Here is a 15,221-nt window from a genome sequence, read left to right as displayed (position 1 = left end):
AGGCATTATCTTTTTTGTGGTAACGGCTTGCCTTTATATAAATTATTTTGAACCGCCGGATAGGTTTTTATTTGGAAAAGTCAGCTATTCAGCTGGAAAAATATAATCAACTTGAATAAAATGCTATTCAATTAAAAAGAATGAAATTATGTAGCTGTTTATTTTTATTTCAGAAAGGTATGTTGATGAATAACAACCATAAAGATACAGAGCGCCAAGTAGTGCATGCTTCGGCGGTTGTAGCGGGAAATAGCGGGCAAGTCAATCATCGTGCGGCTGTATCAAGCACCGTTCAACCGCCGCTGCAAGATGGCGATGAAAGCATCAAAATCGCGCTGGATGCGGGCGAAACGCGCTTGATAAAAGGAAATGTTTTATTGAATGTTGCCAATGCCGCCAACCATCAGGCAAAGGTTTTGGATTTTACTTACGGCGGTAAAACTTACTCGGCAGGCGAGTCAACCGGTAATTTTACCCTTAAGGCCGACGGCACCTATGTGCTCTATCATCAATATCAAAACAAAACGCCGGGAGAGCCGGTTAATGTGGGCTACACGGTCGGAAGCGGCGGGCAGACAGACCAATCTACGCTGACAATCAGCTTTGCAGATACTTATCCGGCCTATCCGGATGCGGATGAAACGGTAAATACCAAAGGCAGTGTGAGCGGCTCTGTATTGGAGGGCAAGCTTTATCATTTGGGCAATCCGGTGCAGGAAGTGGCAAGCTATGCAATTAACGGTATGAAATACCAAGCCGGCCAGAAAGCAGCGATTTTCGGGCTGGGCACTTTCGTGCTGAACAAAGACGGCAGCTACCATTTTTCTGTGGAAGGGCAGCGCGTTGCATCGGTGAAAATGCCGAAAGTGGAATACACCGTCAACATCCTGACTGAAGAAGGCTTAAAAGCCGACAAATCAACCCTAACCATCAATCTGCCGGCAAACATTGCCGCCAACCATTATGCCGAAGCCGATGCCAAAGCCAATGTGTTTGCCAATCTCAATCAAACCCATGCTTTGGAAAGCCGTATTGAAACCGGTAATCTGCTGGATAAATATGCAGGAAACAACAAGCCTTATATTTCCGGCTTTAGCGTGCGCGGTGTGTATTATGCGGCGGGCGAAACCGTAGAAGTGAAGAACTTGGGCTTGGTTACCATCAACCGCGACGGCTCATATTTTATCAACGCGAAAGATCTGCCGAACAACCGCTGGAAAATGCCTGAAATCGCATTTACCGTGAGCAACGGTTATAAAGCATCCTCTGCGGTGCTGCATTTGCAGATGGATGAATTGCCCAAAGACCAAGATGAAAACCACAGGCTCGAAGGTGATGGCGGGCGGAACAATGTGTTGGAGAATGCCAATTATTTCGTAACCGGTTACAAGATTGACGGCGTGGCTTACCGAGCGGGCCAAACCGCACACATCAAAGACATCGGCAGCTTTGTGTTGAATGCGGACGGCAGTTACCATCTGTCGGCAAAAAATGCCCCGATCGGTGTGTGGCAGCTTCCCGAGATTACTTATACCGTAAGCGGTGGTAAGCGGACTAAAGCTTCCAAGTTAAGCCTGGTATTGGATAACACTTCCAAAGCGGGAGAGTTGACCGATGAAGGTGAGGTAAATGATTCTACATGGGGTAGCTACACACAGGGTAATGTGTTGGAAAATGCCAGTAACAAGCTGAATGGCAAAGAAGTGGGCAATATCTTTGTAACCGGTTTTGAAGTGAACGGTTTAACTTATCAGGCAGGTGATACGGCACATTTAAATGCTGGTTCGCTTACATTGAATGCAGATGGTTCTTACGTGTTCCGTAATCATGAACAACTTTACATTGCACCACCTGTGAAATATACAGTAAGTAATGGCGTGAAAAGTGTTGTATCCGAACTTACAATAGCTCTTCCTGATCTCGCTCATTTAGATCCTTACTCTTACCATTACTACGATAATGTATCCATTTGGTCGGGTGATAACCGTAATGGCGAGGCAGTTAAGTTGCAGGGCTATTCAACAGATTCCGGCCTACTTATTGGGGATGCTTATAAAACTGCTCCTGCGACAGATAGCCATGCAGAAACAGGGGTTGAAACATTGAATGATTACAGCACTTCCAACGTGTTAATTGGAGATCGGCTGAATATTGATAAGCTAACTTGGGAGTCGGGTGGCGTAACCATTAAAGGTAGTGACTTTGATAATTCGATTGATGGGATTCGTGCCTATCTGAAAACACAAAATGATTACACTTCCGAGCACTTCAGACAGTATTTTGATGATTCCTTTCCATTTTTTATGCGTGCAAAAACGATAGATGAAAAAGTACAAGCGATGCAGGACAGGGATGTGTTTAATTATGTGAAAACACATTATGCGGATTTAGTCGACACCAATCCGCAAGGTGGTAATGATACGCTAATCGGTAGTCATGAGGATGACATCATCATCGGCAATGCAGGCAATGACACGCTTACCGGTAATCGCGGAAAAGACACTTTTGTGTTCACATTCAACAGCAACAGCGGGCATGACGTAATTACCGATTTCGTAAAAGGCTACGATAAAATCAGCTTCAGCGATGTGGTGGATACGTCCAAACTGATTTGGGAGCCGGAAATCAGAACCCTGAAATTCACCGGAGTGCAGGACGGGCATGTGTATGAAAACAGCATTTATATTAAAGACGGTTCGGTCGATTTGAAGCTGGAAGATTTGTTGGGAACCACTGCCACAATTTAAGTGGAAACGGAGGAAACAATGGTGAAAAAAATTGCCGCCATATGCGGCGTAGTATGGTTGCTGGGCGCATGTGGCAATGTGCAGCGCGAACAAATTACCGTTCAAGGGGCGCCGCAAATTCTGCCGCCTTTCGGATTTATGAAGGATGCGCAAGGAGCGCAGCAGGTTGGGCAAGGCAAAGTCGGTTACCGATTTATTTTGTTGGAGCCGAACACTGCCGTTATGGCTGCCAACAAACCTTTCATGCTGGCGCATAGAGGCGGCAATTTGCCTTTTGCCAACGGCAGCGACGGCGTATATTTGGGTGTGACTGATGCCAAAGGCATGACGCCGTTGTTCCTGTTCGAAACGCAAGTTCCGGAAGACGGCTTCGTGCTACTTGAACGTATTGGAAAAGGCAACAGTGGTGCGTGGCTGGATTTAACCGATAACGGCAGGCCGCTGATCGGGGTGCGATATACATTGAATGTTTGTGATGAGCAACCCTATCAATACCAAGGCGTGACCAATACACGAGGCCAAACAGTGTATGTAGCTGCCGATAAGGGCACCAATGTCCATATCTCTGCTTATAGGGAGGACGAGGCTGCTCAGAAAGCGGCATTGGCGCATTATTGCCCGACCAAGAAAACCATGTCGAAGCAAACAGTAAAAACCAAAAAAGTAAACAAGCAGCGTTAAATTTTTTTAACTTGTTTGGAAGCCAACAGGCCGGATTGAAAGTCCGGCCTGTTGCTTTTTTTTGATATATATGGTTAAGCCGCTTGCTCAGTAATAAATATTCTGTTTGGTGGGCCAAACCAGATTATGGGGGAGGATGGAATGCCTGTCTGAAAAGTGACCTTTCAGACAGGCATGGTGTTGTGCCCGTTTTCAGGAATTTCACTAAAAATTCACATCCATTAGGATGTTGTCTTGCATTGCGCTTTAAGAGAACGATTTTATAAGCCGCTAGGGCAGCAATAAAATCGGTTTCTGCAGCTCAAAGCTTGACGTTTTGTATGAAATTTCAATTTTTACAGATATATTATCTATAATAAATATAAAAAAAGTAATTATTTTTCATAAGCGAATGTTTATTGATAAAAATAAATATAACGCAAAAAAATCGAGACGATTATTTGATGTGTATCAAGACTGTTTTTTAGATAGCCAATGTGTGGGGTATATCATACACAAAGCGCTGTATGCTAAGTAAGTAATTATAAAAAAATGTATGAATTTGTATAAGGCATTTTTAGTTAATTCGCATAATTTCAGTATTGGCAAAGGATTGGCGGGTTAATTTTATGATGCTTGTACACTTTGTTTTAGTTTTATAAGTTATTGTTTCCTATGGTTATTGAACTGTTTATGCTGATTCAAGTCTTAAGTTTATATAAATAAAATAAATAATCACACAGATTATAAAAATTAACAAAAATTATCTATCGTGTGATATTGCTGAACAGTTTTTATTGGTATAGTTACTACTTCCACTTAGCGGTAGTTTTATTTCACTTAGCGGTAGTTTTGTCTCTGTATTGCAATTCATAAAACTGTGAAGCAAACAAACCATAATTCTAAAGAAAGGAAGCAGTATGAATTATCAAGATTTTGATATTGATCAAGAAATTGTTTATGAGGAACAAGTTCTTGATGCGGCCGGTTCCTCTGCTGACGACACGCAGGGGGCGAGCATGTCTTGGGACATCATGGGCGGTAACGGACCGATCGGCCAAAATTATTTCGGTGATTTTTTTCCGATGCAAGTTGCCAGCTAAAATTGCAGTTTGCTGAAAACAATGCCTGTCTGAATATTTTAGACAGGCATTTTCGTTGCGTAAACCGTTTAGCCTGTGAGCTGTCGGGTAATCAGCTTTTTCAGCGGCGGCAGGTTATTGCTCACACGCAGCACAATGTCGCGCAAGAGTTTTGCAGGCGGCGTTTCGTTGGTAAACAAGCGTACCATGGCGTTGGTGCCGTGATAGAGCGGGCGGGTGTTGAGTTGATGTTTGGTGTTATAGCTTTCCAATAGGGATGCAGCGCCGATGTCTTGCCCTTTTTTGGCGGCATCGTTGATCAACTTACCTAAAATATCGGCGCTTTCCAAGCCGAGATTGAAGCCGTGTGCGGTAACGGGATGCATACCGACGGCGGCGTCGCCGATAAGTGCGGCGCGGGTAGTGCAAAATTTATTGGCATGCACGCCGACCAGTGGATAAGTGTGGGTTGTGCCTGCTACTTCCATTTTGCCGAGTTTGCCGTTGAGCTGCTGTTCGATATCGGCGGCAAAGGCTTCGGGGGAGAGCGAAAGAATGCTGTCTGCGCGGTCGTTGTCGATGGTGATCACGCAATTGGTCAGTTGTGTTTCCAGCGGCAATAGAGCGAGTGTGCGGCCGTATTGGAAATATTCCACGGCGGTATGTTCATTGGAATGTTCGTGTTTGAAACGGCATACAATCACACTTCTGCCAAAATCGTGCATATCGCATGAAATACCGAGTTGGCGGCGGGTTTGTGAAAAGCGGCTGTCGGCAGCAACTAAAAGGCGTGCGGTTAGGGTTTGGCCGTTATCCAGCAGGATGCGCGCTTTTTCTGCAGTGGTTTTAGCTTCTTTAACGCCCACGCCGCAGATTAACTCTATGTTTTCCTGCTCTGCCACGGCTTCATAGGCGGTTTTGCGGATGTTGTGGTTGGAAATCAGGTTGCCCAGGCGGTCGGTTTTACCGCCACGCGCTTGCGAGGGTTGTGGAAAATAAAGCTGGTAGGTGGAATCGCCGTTCCAAACTTTGGCGTCTTTTAACCGGTATATTTCGTTTTCGGGGATGCGTTGCCATATGCCGAGCTTTTCCAGAATTTCTTTGGATAAATGGGTTAGCGCGATTTCCCGGCCGTCGTAAGCGGGATTTTGTATGCTTTCAAGCGGGCTTTTTTCGACGATGGTAATGCGCAAACCACTGTCGGCCAGAGTGCGGGCGAAGCTTAAACCGGCAGGGCCGGCGCCGACGATAATGATGTCGCTGGAGGGCGTCATGGCGTGATCCTTGTATTTCAGGTATTGGATTAAAGATAGTTTAAGGATAGCAAAAAGTTGCAGCCGGTGCGAATATTTAAAATAGGCAGAGCGGAATTTAAGTACGGACCGGGTTTCTGCCTCTAACATTTAGACATGCCTGTCTGAAAGTTTTCAGACAGGCATTTTGAATAATTTGTTTTCTGACTGTGAAACATATATTTCATAATAAGGCGCCGGGTTTCAGACAGTCCAGATAATCCGGCTGAGGTGAGGCGGGCGGGAAACATTCAGTTTCATGCTGATTTGATGATTTTGATTTTGCTACAATGGCGGAAATCAACGTTAAGTGAAGTTTTAATAAGGAATATTGAATATTTTATGAGCACGTTTCGTTTTTCCCGCCCATTTACAGGGGTAGAGCAGGATAAGCTGTTGCAGCAGATAAATGGCAGATTTACTTTTGAGCGTGATGCGTGGCATGTTTTGAGACTCAATGGACTGCCTTTAGGTTTTATCAGTAAGCGCTGGCGTGCGTTGTTGGAACGTGATTGGCCGGGTGGAATGGAACGTGAAACCGATGCGCTTAATCTGCTGAGTCAGGATTGGTTGATGATGGGTGATGCTTTGCAAAGCATCACGCAAAGTTGGCATGATCAGGGTGAGTTTTATGGTTGGCGCAATGAGCAATTCGGTGTGTGCGATAGCAAAGGGCAGTTTTTGTTTGCGCTGGAGCGTTCTGCATTCCGGCCGTTGGGTTTGCTGAGTCAGGCGGTGCATATTAACGGGCTGGCCGAGAGAGACGGTGAAACCTGCTTCTGGATCGGGCGCAGAAGCCCGCTGAAAGCAGTGGATCCGGATAAGTTTGATAACGTGGTGGGCGGCGGCATTTCTTGTGGTGAATCGGTTAACGAGGCAATGTTGCGCGAGGGCTGGGAAGAAGCCGGGCTGAGTGGGCATGTGTTGAAAAATGCGGTTTGCAGGAGCCGTTTGTTGAGTTTGCGCAGCGTGCCGCGCGGGCTGCACCGCGAATGGCTGCATATTTTTGATGTGGTGTTGGAAGAGGGTGTGCAACCTGAAAACCAAGACGGCGAAGTGGCCGAGTTCAGATTGATGGGCATTGATGAACTGATGGAAGCAATGGCTGCCGGCCTGTTTATGAATGATGCCATGGTGGCCACGCTGGATTGCTGCAAACGGCACGGCTTGATTGATGTGGCGCATCCGTTGGGCGGGCTTTTGGCGCGCATGGAAGTGGCGGATATAATTGGGATGGATTAAGGTGTAGCCAAAACTGAATACTCCGTTGAAGGCGAGCCGGAGTTGTATCAATAAAAAATCCTTTTCAGACAGGCATAGTATTTAAGGATTGTGTAAAATTATGCCCGAAGCCTGTCTGAAAAAAACGTATATATTTAAATGGCCGGTTGCGTGTATACGATATCATTGTGCTATCGTGCATTGAATGAATAGCCGAGGATACACATAAACACCGCTGCGGAACACTTTAAATGAAGCAGCTCAAAGTAGCATTACCAGCATGGTCAATCAACTTAACTTTTGCTACGGCGTTGCTGCGCTTTAGCTCAAGCAGAACAATTTTGTAAGCTGCTCAAGCAGCAACAAAATCAGTCCCGTACTAGCTATACTGTCTTTGGCTTGCTGCCTTGTATCAAAAATTAAGTTGATGACTATAAATAAGCAAATAAGGAAGCCGGATTTATGAACACTCCGTCAAAACATGCGTCTATCAGTATTAGCCTGGTTCAGGCGCGCGAAGCGCTGATGACCCAATTCCGCCCGATTCTGAATGCGGCGGGCGTAACCGACCAGCAATGGCGCATTATCCGCTTGCTGGCCGAACAAGGCACGTTGGATTTCCAAGACCTGGCCGAACAGGCTTGCATTCTTCGTCCGAGCCTCACCGGCATTTTGTCGCGTTTGGAAAAAGTGGGGCTGGTGATCCGTTTGAAGCCTTTAAACGACCAGCGCCGTGTGTTTTTAAAGCTAACCGAAGAAGGTGAGCAGCTTTACCATAAAACCCGTGCAAAAGTCGATGAACGCTACGATCTTATCGAAACCATGATTTCGCGTGAGAAATTGCAACAGCTGCAAGCACTGCTCGGAGAGCTCAAAGGTATCGGCCAAAAGAATGCAGACGAACCTGAGAGTTAATGCATCAGCCATGAGCAAAGAAGAACCAATATTGCAGCAGGATTTCAAAAACGCCATGTCGGTGTGTGCCGCCGGAGTGCATGTGATTACCACTGATGGCGCGGCCGGCCGCTACGGCATTACCATGACGGCTGTTTCTTCGGTAACCGATACGCCGCCTACCGTGATTCTCTGCATTAACCGGCGGTCGGTTATTCTGCCGGTTTTACTGGAGAACGGAAGGCTGTGTATCAATGTGTTGGCTGCCGATCAGCAGGATGTGGCCGAGCATTTTGCCGGCATGACGAAACTGTCGCCCGAGGAGCGCTTCGAATACCATATTTGGCACCGTGGCAGTACCGGCCAGCTTCAGGTTGAGGGCGCGTTGGCGCATCTTCACGGTAAAGTGGTGCAGCATCAAACCGTGGGCACGCACGAAGTGTTTTTTGTGGAGATAGAAGAAATCCGCGTGCATCAGAAAGAATTGGATAATGCACCCGCACTGGTGTATTTCCGCCGCAACTTTGGTGCTTTGAGCTGAGTCGCCTATTTGAAAGACCGCATATGCGGTCTTTTTTAATTTGTGAAGGTTACGCTCATGTTTTAAAGCAATTTAACTATATAATGCCTGTCTGAAAACCGATAGAGGATTTTGAACATGAAAAAACTCGGCCTGTTCGGCGGTACTTTCGATCCCATACACAACGGCCATCTCCATATTGCCCGCGCGTTTGCCGACGAGCTGGGTTTGGATACCGTGATTTTTCTGCCGGCAGGCGATCCTTACCACAAAAACACTGGCCGCACGCTTGCCAAACACCGTTTGGCGATGACCGAGCTGGCTGTTGCGGATGACGAACGTTTTGCGGTGAGTGATTGCGACATCGTGCGTGAAGGGGCGACTTACACGTTTGACACCATTCAGATTTTTCGCCAGCAATTTCCACAAACCAAACTTTACTGGCTGATGGGGATGGACAGCTTATTGCAGCTGCATACATGGAGCCGCTGGCAATCATTGGTGAAAATGGTTGATATTGCCGTAGCAGCGCGCGAAGGCGAGCAGCTCAATCATGCGTCGAAAGCGTTGCACCAGTGGCTGGGCCAAGCCTTGCAAGATGGTAGCCTGCATTTGCTTCAGGCGCCTTTGAGCAATATCAGCTCTACCGAAATCCGTGAGAAAGTCCGTGCAGGCGCCGGGCTGGAAGGTTTGGTTGACCGCAGGGTTGAGCGTTATATCGAGCAGCACGGGCTATATCGATGATAGTATGAAATAAAGGCAGATTGCCGGGCCGGCGATCGATGCCTGTCTGAAAACAGAATATATAGTCGAACAACTTAAAAATAGTACACTTGTCATACTCGGGCTTGATTATAATTAAAGTGGCCGGAATGATTAAAAATGCCTGTCTGAAATCATTTTTCAGACAGGCATTTTTAATCATATGGCCGTTTAGCCGTAGGTTAAATTCGTGGCTTTGCCGCGGAACGCCCAGTAAGCAAAAATGCTGTATCCGATGATAAACGGCACGGTAATGCACACGCCGATCAGTGTAATCACTAATGTCGGCACGCTGGCGGCCGCTTCCCACACGGTAAGCTGGCCGATTACGGCGTAAGGGTAGAGGCTGATGCCTAAGCCGACGGCGCACAATACCAAAGCGAGCACAGTAAGAATGAAAGGCTGCCAAACGCGGTTGTGCAACACCGCCTCGCTTTGCAGCAGACGTTTGGCGCGCAGCAGGCAGAATGCACTCAGAATCGGCACGGGCGCCAGCCAAAGCATATTGGGGAAGGTAAACCAGCGCTCGAAAATGCTGTGGCGGATATAGGGCGTGGCCAGCGAAATCAAGAGCAGGCAGCCCACCACCGGCCACCACGCCTGATTTGCCCAGCGGCGGGCTTTTTCTTGCAGCGCGCCTTCGGTTTTCGGCACCAGCCAGCAGGCGGCGAGCAACACATAAACGGCGGGCACGGTTGCCATAATGCCTAGCGAAAACAGGTAATCCCAAATTTCCGTGCCGAATGCGGTCACATAGCGCCCAAGCATCCAGCCTTGAGTTAGTGCCATGCCGGCCGAACCGAGCATAAAAGCAATGTTCCACAATTCTTTGTGGTTATCATCAGCCTTTACGCGGAAGTCAAACGCCGCGCCGCGCACAATCAGGGCAAACAGCATAAACGTGGCAGGCAGGTAAAGATTGCCCAAAACGATGGTGTTGGCTTTGGGAAAGGCAATAAACAACACACCGGCACCCAGAACCAGCCAGGTTTCGTTGGCATCCCAAAACGGGCCGATAGAGCCGACCATCACATTTTGCTCGTCGGCTTTGGCGCGCGGCAACAGCATGCCTACGCCCAAATCGAAACCGTCCAACACCACATATACGGTCATCACAAAACCGAGTAAGCCCAAAAAAATCAAAGGCAGCCAATAATTCCAGTCCATATCATTGCTCCGCTTGTTTCAATTGTTTCACGCCGGGCGGTTCATGCTCGGGATGCTCTGCCATATATTTGAGCACCATCAGGTAGGAAAGCAGCATAGCGGCATAAAGCACCAGATACATCACCAGCGTCAGCCCCACGTTGCCCGAAGGCACGATTTTGGTAACCGCATCGGAAGTGCGCAGCACACCCTGCACCAAAAACGGCTGGCGGCCGATTTCGGTAACATACCAACCGGCCAGCGTGGCCACCCAGCCGGAAAACGTCATGCCTGCAAACGTGTAAAGCAGCCAGCGCGGCAGGTTGTGCGGCTGCCAGCGGTGTTTACGCAGTTTGAACCAGCCGTACCAGCTGACGAGCAACATCAATACTCCCACGCCCACCATCACGCGGAAGCCGAAAAATACGGGCGCTACGGGCGGTTTATCGGCAAACTCGCTCAAGCCTTTGATTTCGCCGTCCAGCTCGTGCGTGAGAATCAGCGAGCCCAGATAAGGCACTTTTACCGCGTAATCCGTGCGCTGTTCCGCTTCGTTCGGCCAGCCGATCAGGGTGAGCGGCACCGGTTTTTCAGTGTGCCAAACGCCTTCGATGGCGGCCAGCTTGGCAGGCTGGTATTCTTTCGTGTTCAAACCGTGCGCGTCGCCCGCCAATATTTGCAGCACAATCGCCACCGCAGCAACCGCCAAGCCGGTTTTCATCACTTTGGGCGTGGCGGCGTTGGCTGATTTTTTCAGTATCTGCCACGCTGACAGGCCGGCCAGCAGGAAAGAGGCGGTTAATACGGAAGCAAGGATTTTGTGTGAAAAGCGGTAAGGCAGGGACGGGCTGAAAATCACGTCCAGCCAGCTTTTTACATGAATCACACCTTCTGCGTCCACCCAATGGCCTTGCGGTGTTTGCATCCACGAATTCAAGGCCAGAATCCAGAAAGCCGACAATAATGTGCCGACAGCCACCACAATCGAAGCCGCCATATGCACACGCTGGCTCACACGTTCACGCCCGAACAGCATAATGCCGAGAAAACCGGCCTCTAGAAAAAATGCCGTCAGCACTTCATAACCGAGCAGCGGCCCGGCCACGTTGCCCGCACGCTCCATAAAGCCCGGCCAGTTGGTGCCGAACTGGAAACTCATGGTCACGCCGGAAACCACGCCCATCGCGAAGGTAACGGCAAACACTTTGGTCCAGAAGCGGTAAGCTTGCAGCCAGGCCTCATCACCTGTTTTGCCGACTTTATAGCGGAAATAAACCACAAACCACGATAAGGCAATGCTGATAACGGGAAAAAGAATGTGAAAGCTGATATTCACCGCAAATTGAATGCGGCTGAGCAGGGAAACGTCCATAACCGGATTCTCCTGTTTTGATTCCTTAAAATTAAAGAATGAGGATTGAAAGCTTGAGCGTATTAAGCTGCTAATTTTTCAGACGGGTATTATATCAAATAAATTTAATATAGTAATGAGAAATCAAATTTATAGCTGGTATTGAAATATTTTATAGGATTTGTAGGATTATTATTATTTTAATGAATTCATTTTCAATCTGCGTAAAATGAATTCGAAGATGATGCTGATTGCTTAGCAGTATACGCCATTCGGCGCTGATAAAGTGTTAAAGAAAGCAAGTAATCTTTTCAGGCGGGCATCCGCATCTGCAGCCGGCGGCTAAACAATGCTATCATCCCTATTTGGAAAAACATCAAGAAGGAACCCGCTATGCCCTTGCTGGACAGCTTCAAAGTAGACCATACCCGCATGCACGCGCCCGCCGTGCGTATTGCCAAAACCATGCGCACCCCGAAAGGCGACGACATCACTGTTTACGATTTGCGCTTTTGCGTGCCGAATCAGGAAATCCTGTCTGAAAAAGGCATTCACACGCTGGAGCATCTGTTTGCCGGCTTTATGCGTGAGCATTTGAACGGCGCAGACGTTGAAATCATCGACATTTCGCCGATGGGCTGCCGCACCGGTTTTTATATGAGCCTGATCGGCACACCCGACGAGCAAAAAGTCGCCGACGCATGGCTCGCTTCCATGCAGGATGTGTTGCAAGTGCAAGACCAAAGCAAAATCCCCGAGCTGAACGAATACCAGTGCGGCACTTACCAAATGCACTCGCTGCTCGAAGCGCAAGACATCGCGCGGAACGTGCTGGCGCGTAAAATCGAAGTGAACAAAAACGAAGACCTCACGCTCGACGAAAACCTCTTGAAAGAGTAATGCCGCTGAAACTGAGGCGGGTCGGATGCTTGCATCCGGCCCGCACCATTCGCCAAGAGAGATAAATCCAATAACAATCCATGCCTGTCTGAAACTATTTCAGACAGGCATTTTCAATTTAAAAACAAAAATTTAGCAGCTTGATTGAGTTACATCAAACGATGTGGCTTTATAAAGCGTTTAGGATAGCATCAGCGAATGATAAGTTATGTATTGAATGTGTGATATAAATTTCCGTTGAGGCCAGCCGTTCGAAAGCGGCCCGAAAACCAATAACAACTTTTGAAAACAAGAGAAACAGTGAAGGAACACCATGAACACGTTCAGCAAAACCGTTTTGCTTGCGGTTGTATTGCTGGGTGGAGCCTATGGCGGCAGTAAATGGCTTACCCGGCAGCAAGGCGAAGCGGGGCAAACTGCCGTCGAATTCAACGAAGAAACCATCCGGCGCGGCGAATATGCAGCGAGGCTTTCCGACTGCTTCGCCTGCCACACCGCGCCTTCCGGCCAACCCTATGCAGGCGGCTTGGCGATGCAGACGCCGCTGGGCGCGATTTACAGCACCAACATCACGCCCGACAAAGAAACCGGCATAGGCTCATACAGCTATGCCCAGTTTAAAGCAGCCCTGCAACACGGCATCCGTGCCGACGGCACGCCGCTTTATCCCGCCATGCCTTATGTGTCTTACGCCATTATGCCCGATGACGAAATACAGGCGCTCTATGCTTATTTCATGAAAGGCGTCCGACCCGTCAAACAGGAAAACGCCGCCAGTACCATCCCGCCCGTTTTAAACTGGCGCTGGCCGATGGCTTACTGGCAGGCATGGTTTGCGCCCCAGCGTGATTTTGTGGCAGACAAACGCCACAATGCACAAATCAACCGCGGTAAATATCTGGTGGAAGGCCCGGGCCACTGCGGCGCCTGCCACACACCGCGCGGCGTGGCTTATCAGGAAAAAGCCTTGAGCGAAGACGGGCAGCATTTCCTCAGCGGCGCCGTGATTGACGGCTGGCGCGCCAAAAGTCTGCGCGGCAATGCGCGCGGTTTGGCCTCCTGGAAAACCGAAGAGCTGGCCGACTTTTTCGCCAGCGGCCGCACCGAACGCAGCGCCGCTTTCGGCGCGATGGCCGAAGTGGTGGAACACAGCACGCGCTACTGGAAGCCGGAAGACATTCAGGCCATGGCTGCCTATCTGAAAACCCTGCCGCCTGCACCGCATCAGGAAGCCAAGCTGCCTGCGAAGCAGGACACCACCACCGCCATGCTGCGCAGCGGCAAATACAACAGCCGGGGTGCGCTGCTCTACGCCGAGCACTGCATGGCCTGCCACCGCGCCGACGGCAACGGTGTGGCACGCATTTTCCCTGCGTTAAACCAAAACAGCGCAGTTTATTCCAAGCATCCCCAATCGGTGATTCAGGTTACGCTGGAAGGCGGACGCACGCCCGGCAGCCGGCATGACTCAATGACATTCAGCATGCCCGCTTTCAAACATTTAAGCGATGAAGACATTACCGATCTGGTGAATTTTGTACGCAACAGCTGGAGCAATCAGGCGCCCGAAGTGAGCCGGAAAGAAGTGACCGAAATCCGCGATTTCGTCAACGGCAAAGCACCGAATTTTGTTCCGCAAGCCTCAGCAGGAGCGCATCATGAATAAACACGCCATACTGGCCGCCGTCATTTTCGGACTCGGCCTAACCGCATGCAGCGAACCGGCAACACGGCAAGCAGAAGAAACACAGCAACCCGGCCGCTATCCCATCGTTACCGGTGAGGGCGAGCATAAAAAAGTGGTCGGCGAATACATTGTGCCGTCAGACAGCGATATCAACAAACAGCCCAACGCCGAGCAAATCCGCCTCGGCCAGCGGCTGATGAACGACACCAAGCGCCTGTTGCCCGAATATGTGGGCAGCCACATGAACTGCAGCAGCTGCCACATCGCGCAGGGCAAAGTACCCGGAGGCAACCCTTATATCAACACCTACAACCGTTATCCGCGCGTGATGCCGCGTCCCGGCAAAGAAATTGATTTGGCCGGCCGCATCAACGGCTGTTTCCAGCGCTCTATGAACGGCAAACCGCTGGCAAAAGATAGCGAAGCCATGCAGGCCATGCTCGCCTACATCAAATGGGTAGGGCAAGATGTGCCCAAAGGGCAGCGCGTCGATATCGTAAACGCCGTGCCCATCAACACCCAACTCGTGCCCAACCCGGAGCGCGGCAAACAGCTCTACGCCCAACATTGCGCCACCTGCCATGGCAGTAACGGCGAAGGCAAGCGCGACGGCACCGGCAGCTACGCCTTCCCGCCTTTGTGGGGCGACGAATCCTTCAACATAGGCGCAGGCATGGCGCGCACTTATAAAGCCGCCGCCTTTATCAAAGCCGCCATGCCGATGGGCGCGCAAATGCACGGCATGTGGGGCGAGGGCGGCGTGTTGAACGATCAGGACGCAGTGGACATTGCCGAATATTTCACCCACCAGCCGCGCCCTGATTTCGCCGGCAAGGTAAACGACTGGCCTAAAGGCGACAAGCCGAAAGATGCACGTTATTGAGTGAATAAGCGGTTGAGAAATAAAGGAATGCCTGTCTGAAAGTTTTCAGACAGGCATCTTTCAATTGATAATCCGG

The 15,221-nt window shown here is 49.4% G+C and carries 13 protein-coding genes; 10 read left to right on the top strand and 3 right to left on the bottom strand.

Translation table 11 applies throughout. From position 1 onward, the window contains the following. Nucleotides 1–185 precede the first annotated feature (185 nt). The 3 genes from HMPREF9370_RS11040 (at nucleotide 186) to HMPREF9370_RS11030 (ending at nucleotide 4,510) form a co-directional block, all read left to right on the top strand. Nucleotides 186–2,747 (top strand): M10 family metallopeptidase C-terminal domain-containing protein, encoded by a 2,562-nt coding sequence (locus HMPREF9370_RS11040; RefSeq protein WP_169311368.1) that lies wholly within the window; start codon nucleotides 186–188, stop codon nucleotides 2,745–2,747. Between the two features lie 18 nt (nucleotides 2,748–2,765). Then, entirely contained in the window at nucleotides 2,766–3,428 is a 663-nt protein-coding gene (locus tag HMPREF9370_RS11035; RefSeq protein ID WP_040667213.1) for a hypothetical protein, read from the top strand. Between the two features lie 899 nt (nucleotides 3,429–4,327). Then, the gene (locus tag HMPREF9370_RS11030; protein WP_009117597.1) at nucleotides 4,328–4,510 is read left to right on the top strand and encodes a hypothetical protein; all 183 of its coding nucleotides are present in this window, start codon (nucleotides 4,328–4,330) and stop codon (nucleotides 4,508–4,510) included. A gap of 68 nt (nucleotides 4,511–4,578) precedes the next feature. Here the strand turns inward: HMPREF9370_RS11030 and ubiM are convergent, their stop codons facing one another. Further along, a complete protein-coding gene (ubiM, locus tag HMPREF9370_RS11025) occupies nucleotides 4,579–5,763 on the bottom strand; it encodes a 5-demethoxyubiquinol-8 5-hydroxylase UbiM (protein ID WP_040667681.1) in 1,185 nt (394 codons plus the stop codon). Between the two features lie 360 nt (nucleotides 5,764–6,123). Here ubiM and HMPREF9370_RS11020 point away from each other — a divergent pair, with 360 nt between their 5' ends. From HMPREF9370_RS11020 to nadD, 4 genes are all read left to right on the top strand, one after another. Continuing rightward, on the top strand, nucleotides 6,124–7,023 hold the full coding sequence (locus HMPREF9370_RS11020; RefSeq protein ID WP_156793005.1) for an NUDIX hydrolase: 900 nt from the start codon (nucleotides 6,124–6,126) through the stop codon (nucleotides 7,021–7,023). 441 nt (nucleotides 7,024–7,464) lie between these two features. After that, entirely contained in the window at nucleotides 7,465–7,917 is a 453-nt protein-coding gene (gene hpaR / locus HMPREF9370_RS11015) for a homoprotocatechuate degradation operon regulator HpaR (RefSeq protein ID WP_009117593.1), read from the top strand. Between the two features lie 10 nt (nucleotides 7,918–7,927). Next, nucleotides 7,928–8,437, top strand: coding sequence for a 4-hydroxyphenylacetate 3-monooxygenase, reductase component (gene hpaC, locus HMPREF9370_RS11010; protein ID WP_040667211.1), 510 nt, complete (start codon nucleotides 7,928–7,930; stop codon nucleotides 8,435–8,437). A gap of 117 nt (nucleotides 8,438–8,554) precedes the next feature. After that, nucleotides 8,555–9,160 carry a nicotinate-nucleotide adenylyltransferase gene (gene nadD, locus HMPREF9370_RS11005; RefSeq protein ID WP_009117591.1) on the top strand — a complete coding sequence of 202 codons (606 nt, stop codon included), beginning with the start codon at nucleotides 8,555–8,557 and terminating at the stop codon, nucleotides 9,158–9,160. 189 nt (nucleotides 9,161–9,349) lie between these two features. Here nadD and cydB read toward each other — a convergent pair whose 3' ends face one another. Then, entirely contained in the window at nucleotides 9,350–10,345 is a 996-nt protein-coding gene (cydB, locus tag HMPREF9370_RS11000) for a cytochrome d ubiquinol oxidase subunit II (RefSeq protein WP_009117590.1), read from the bottom strand. Nucleotide 10,346: 1 nt separating this feature from the next. Continuing rightward, complete coding sequence (locus HMPREF9370_RS10995; protein ID WP_009117589.1) at nucleotides 10,347–11,696, bottom strand: cytochrome ubiquinol oxidase subunit I; 1,350 nt, start codon at nucleotides 11,694–11,696, stop codon at nucleotides 10,347–10,349. A gap of 372 nt (nucleotides 11,697–12,068) precedes the next feature. On the opposite strand from HMPREF9370_RS10995, the gene luxS reads away from it, so the two are divergent. From luxS to HMPREF9370_RS10980, 3 genes are all read left to right on the top strand, one after another. Then, a complete protein-coding gene (gene luxS, locus HMPREF9370_RS10990; protein ID WP_009117588.1) occupies nucleotides 12,069–12,575 on the top strand; it encodes an S-ribosylhomocysteine lyase in 507 nt (168 codons plus the stop codon). Between the two features lie 313 nt (nucleotides 12,576–12,888). Then, complete coding sequence (locus HMPREF9370_RS10985) at nucleotides 12,889–14,241, top strand: c-type cytochrome (RefSeq protein ID WP_009117587.1); 1,353 nt, start codon at nucleotides 12,889–12,891, stop codon at nucleotides 14,239–14,241. After that, on the top strand, nucleotides 14,234–15,145 hold the full coding sequence (locus HMPREF9370_RS10980; protein WP_009117586.1) for a c-type cytochrome: 912 nt from the start codon (nucleotides 14,234–14,236) through the stop codon (nucleotides 15,143–15,145). Before HMPREF9370_RS10985 ends, HMPREF9370_RS10980 begins: the two co-directional genes overlap by 8 nt. Nucleotides 15,146–15,221 lie beyond the last annotated feature (76 nt).

This window comes from Neisseria wadsworthii 9715 (genome assembly GCF_000227765.1).
GTDB classification, from domain to species: domain Bacteria; phylum Pseudomonadota; class Gammaproteobacteria; order Burkholderiales; family Neisseriaceae; genus Neisseria; species Neisseria wadsworthii.
This window is presented reverse-complemented; position numbering and strand designations above follow the sequence as displayed.

Excerpts from the sequence above, each read along its gene's own strand:
- HMPREF9370_RS10985 (WP_009117587.1), top strand. The coding sequence starts at position 12,889 with ATGAACACGTTCAGCAAAACCGTTTTGCTTGCGGTTGTATTGCTGGGT.
- luxS (WP_009117588.1), top strand. The coding sequence starts at position 12,069 with ATGCCCTTGCTGGACAGCTTCAAAGTAGACCATACCCGCATGCACGCG.
- ubiM (WP_040667681.1), bottom strand. The coding sequence starts at position 5,763 with ATGACGCCCTCCAGCGACATCATTATCGTCGGCGCCGGCCCTGCCGGT.
- cydB (WP_009117590.1), bottom strand. The coding sequence starts at position 10,345 with ATGGACTGGAATTATTGGCTGCCTTTGATTTTTTTGGGCTTACTCGGT.
- HMPREF9370_RS11040 (WP_169311368.1), top strand. The coding sequence starts at position 186 with ATGAATAACAACCATAAAGATACAGAGCGCCAAGTAGTGCATGCTTCG.
- hpaR (WP_009117593.1), top strand. The coding sequence starts at position 7,465 with ATGAACACTCCGTCAAAACATGCGTCTATCAGTATTAGCCTGGTTCAG.
- HMPREF9370_RS11020 (WP_156793005.1), top strand. The coding sequence starts at position 6,124 with ATGAGCACGTTTCGTTTTTCCCGCCCATTTACAGGGGTAGAGCAGGAT.
- HMPREF9370_RS11035 (WP_040667213.1), top strand. The coding sequence starts at position 2,766 with ATGGTGAAAAAAATTGCCGCCATATGCGGCGTAGTATGGTTGCTGGGC.
- HMPREF9370_RS11030 (WP_009117597.1), top strand. The coding sequence starts at position 4,328 with ATGAATTATCAAGATTTTGATATTGATCAAGAAATTGTTTATGAGGAA.
- HMPREF9370_RS10980 (WP_009117586.1), top strand. The coding sequence starts at position 14,234 with ATGAATAAACACGCCATACTGGCCGCCGTCATTTTCGGACTCGGCCTA.
- hpaC (WP_040667211.1), top strand. The coding sequence starts at position 7,928 with ATGAGCAAAGAAGAACCAATATTGCAGCAGGATTTCAAAAACGCCATG.
- HMPREF9370_RS10995 (WP_009117589.1), bottom strand. The coding sequence starts at position 11,696 with ATGGACGTTTCCCTGCTCAGCCGCATTCAATTTGCGGTGAATATCAGC.
- nadD (WP_009117591.1), top strand. The coding sequence starts at position 8,555 with ATGAAAAAACTCGGCCTGTTCGGCGGTACTTTCGATCCCATACACAAC.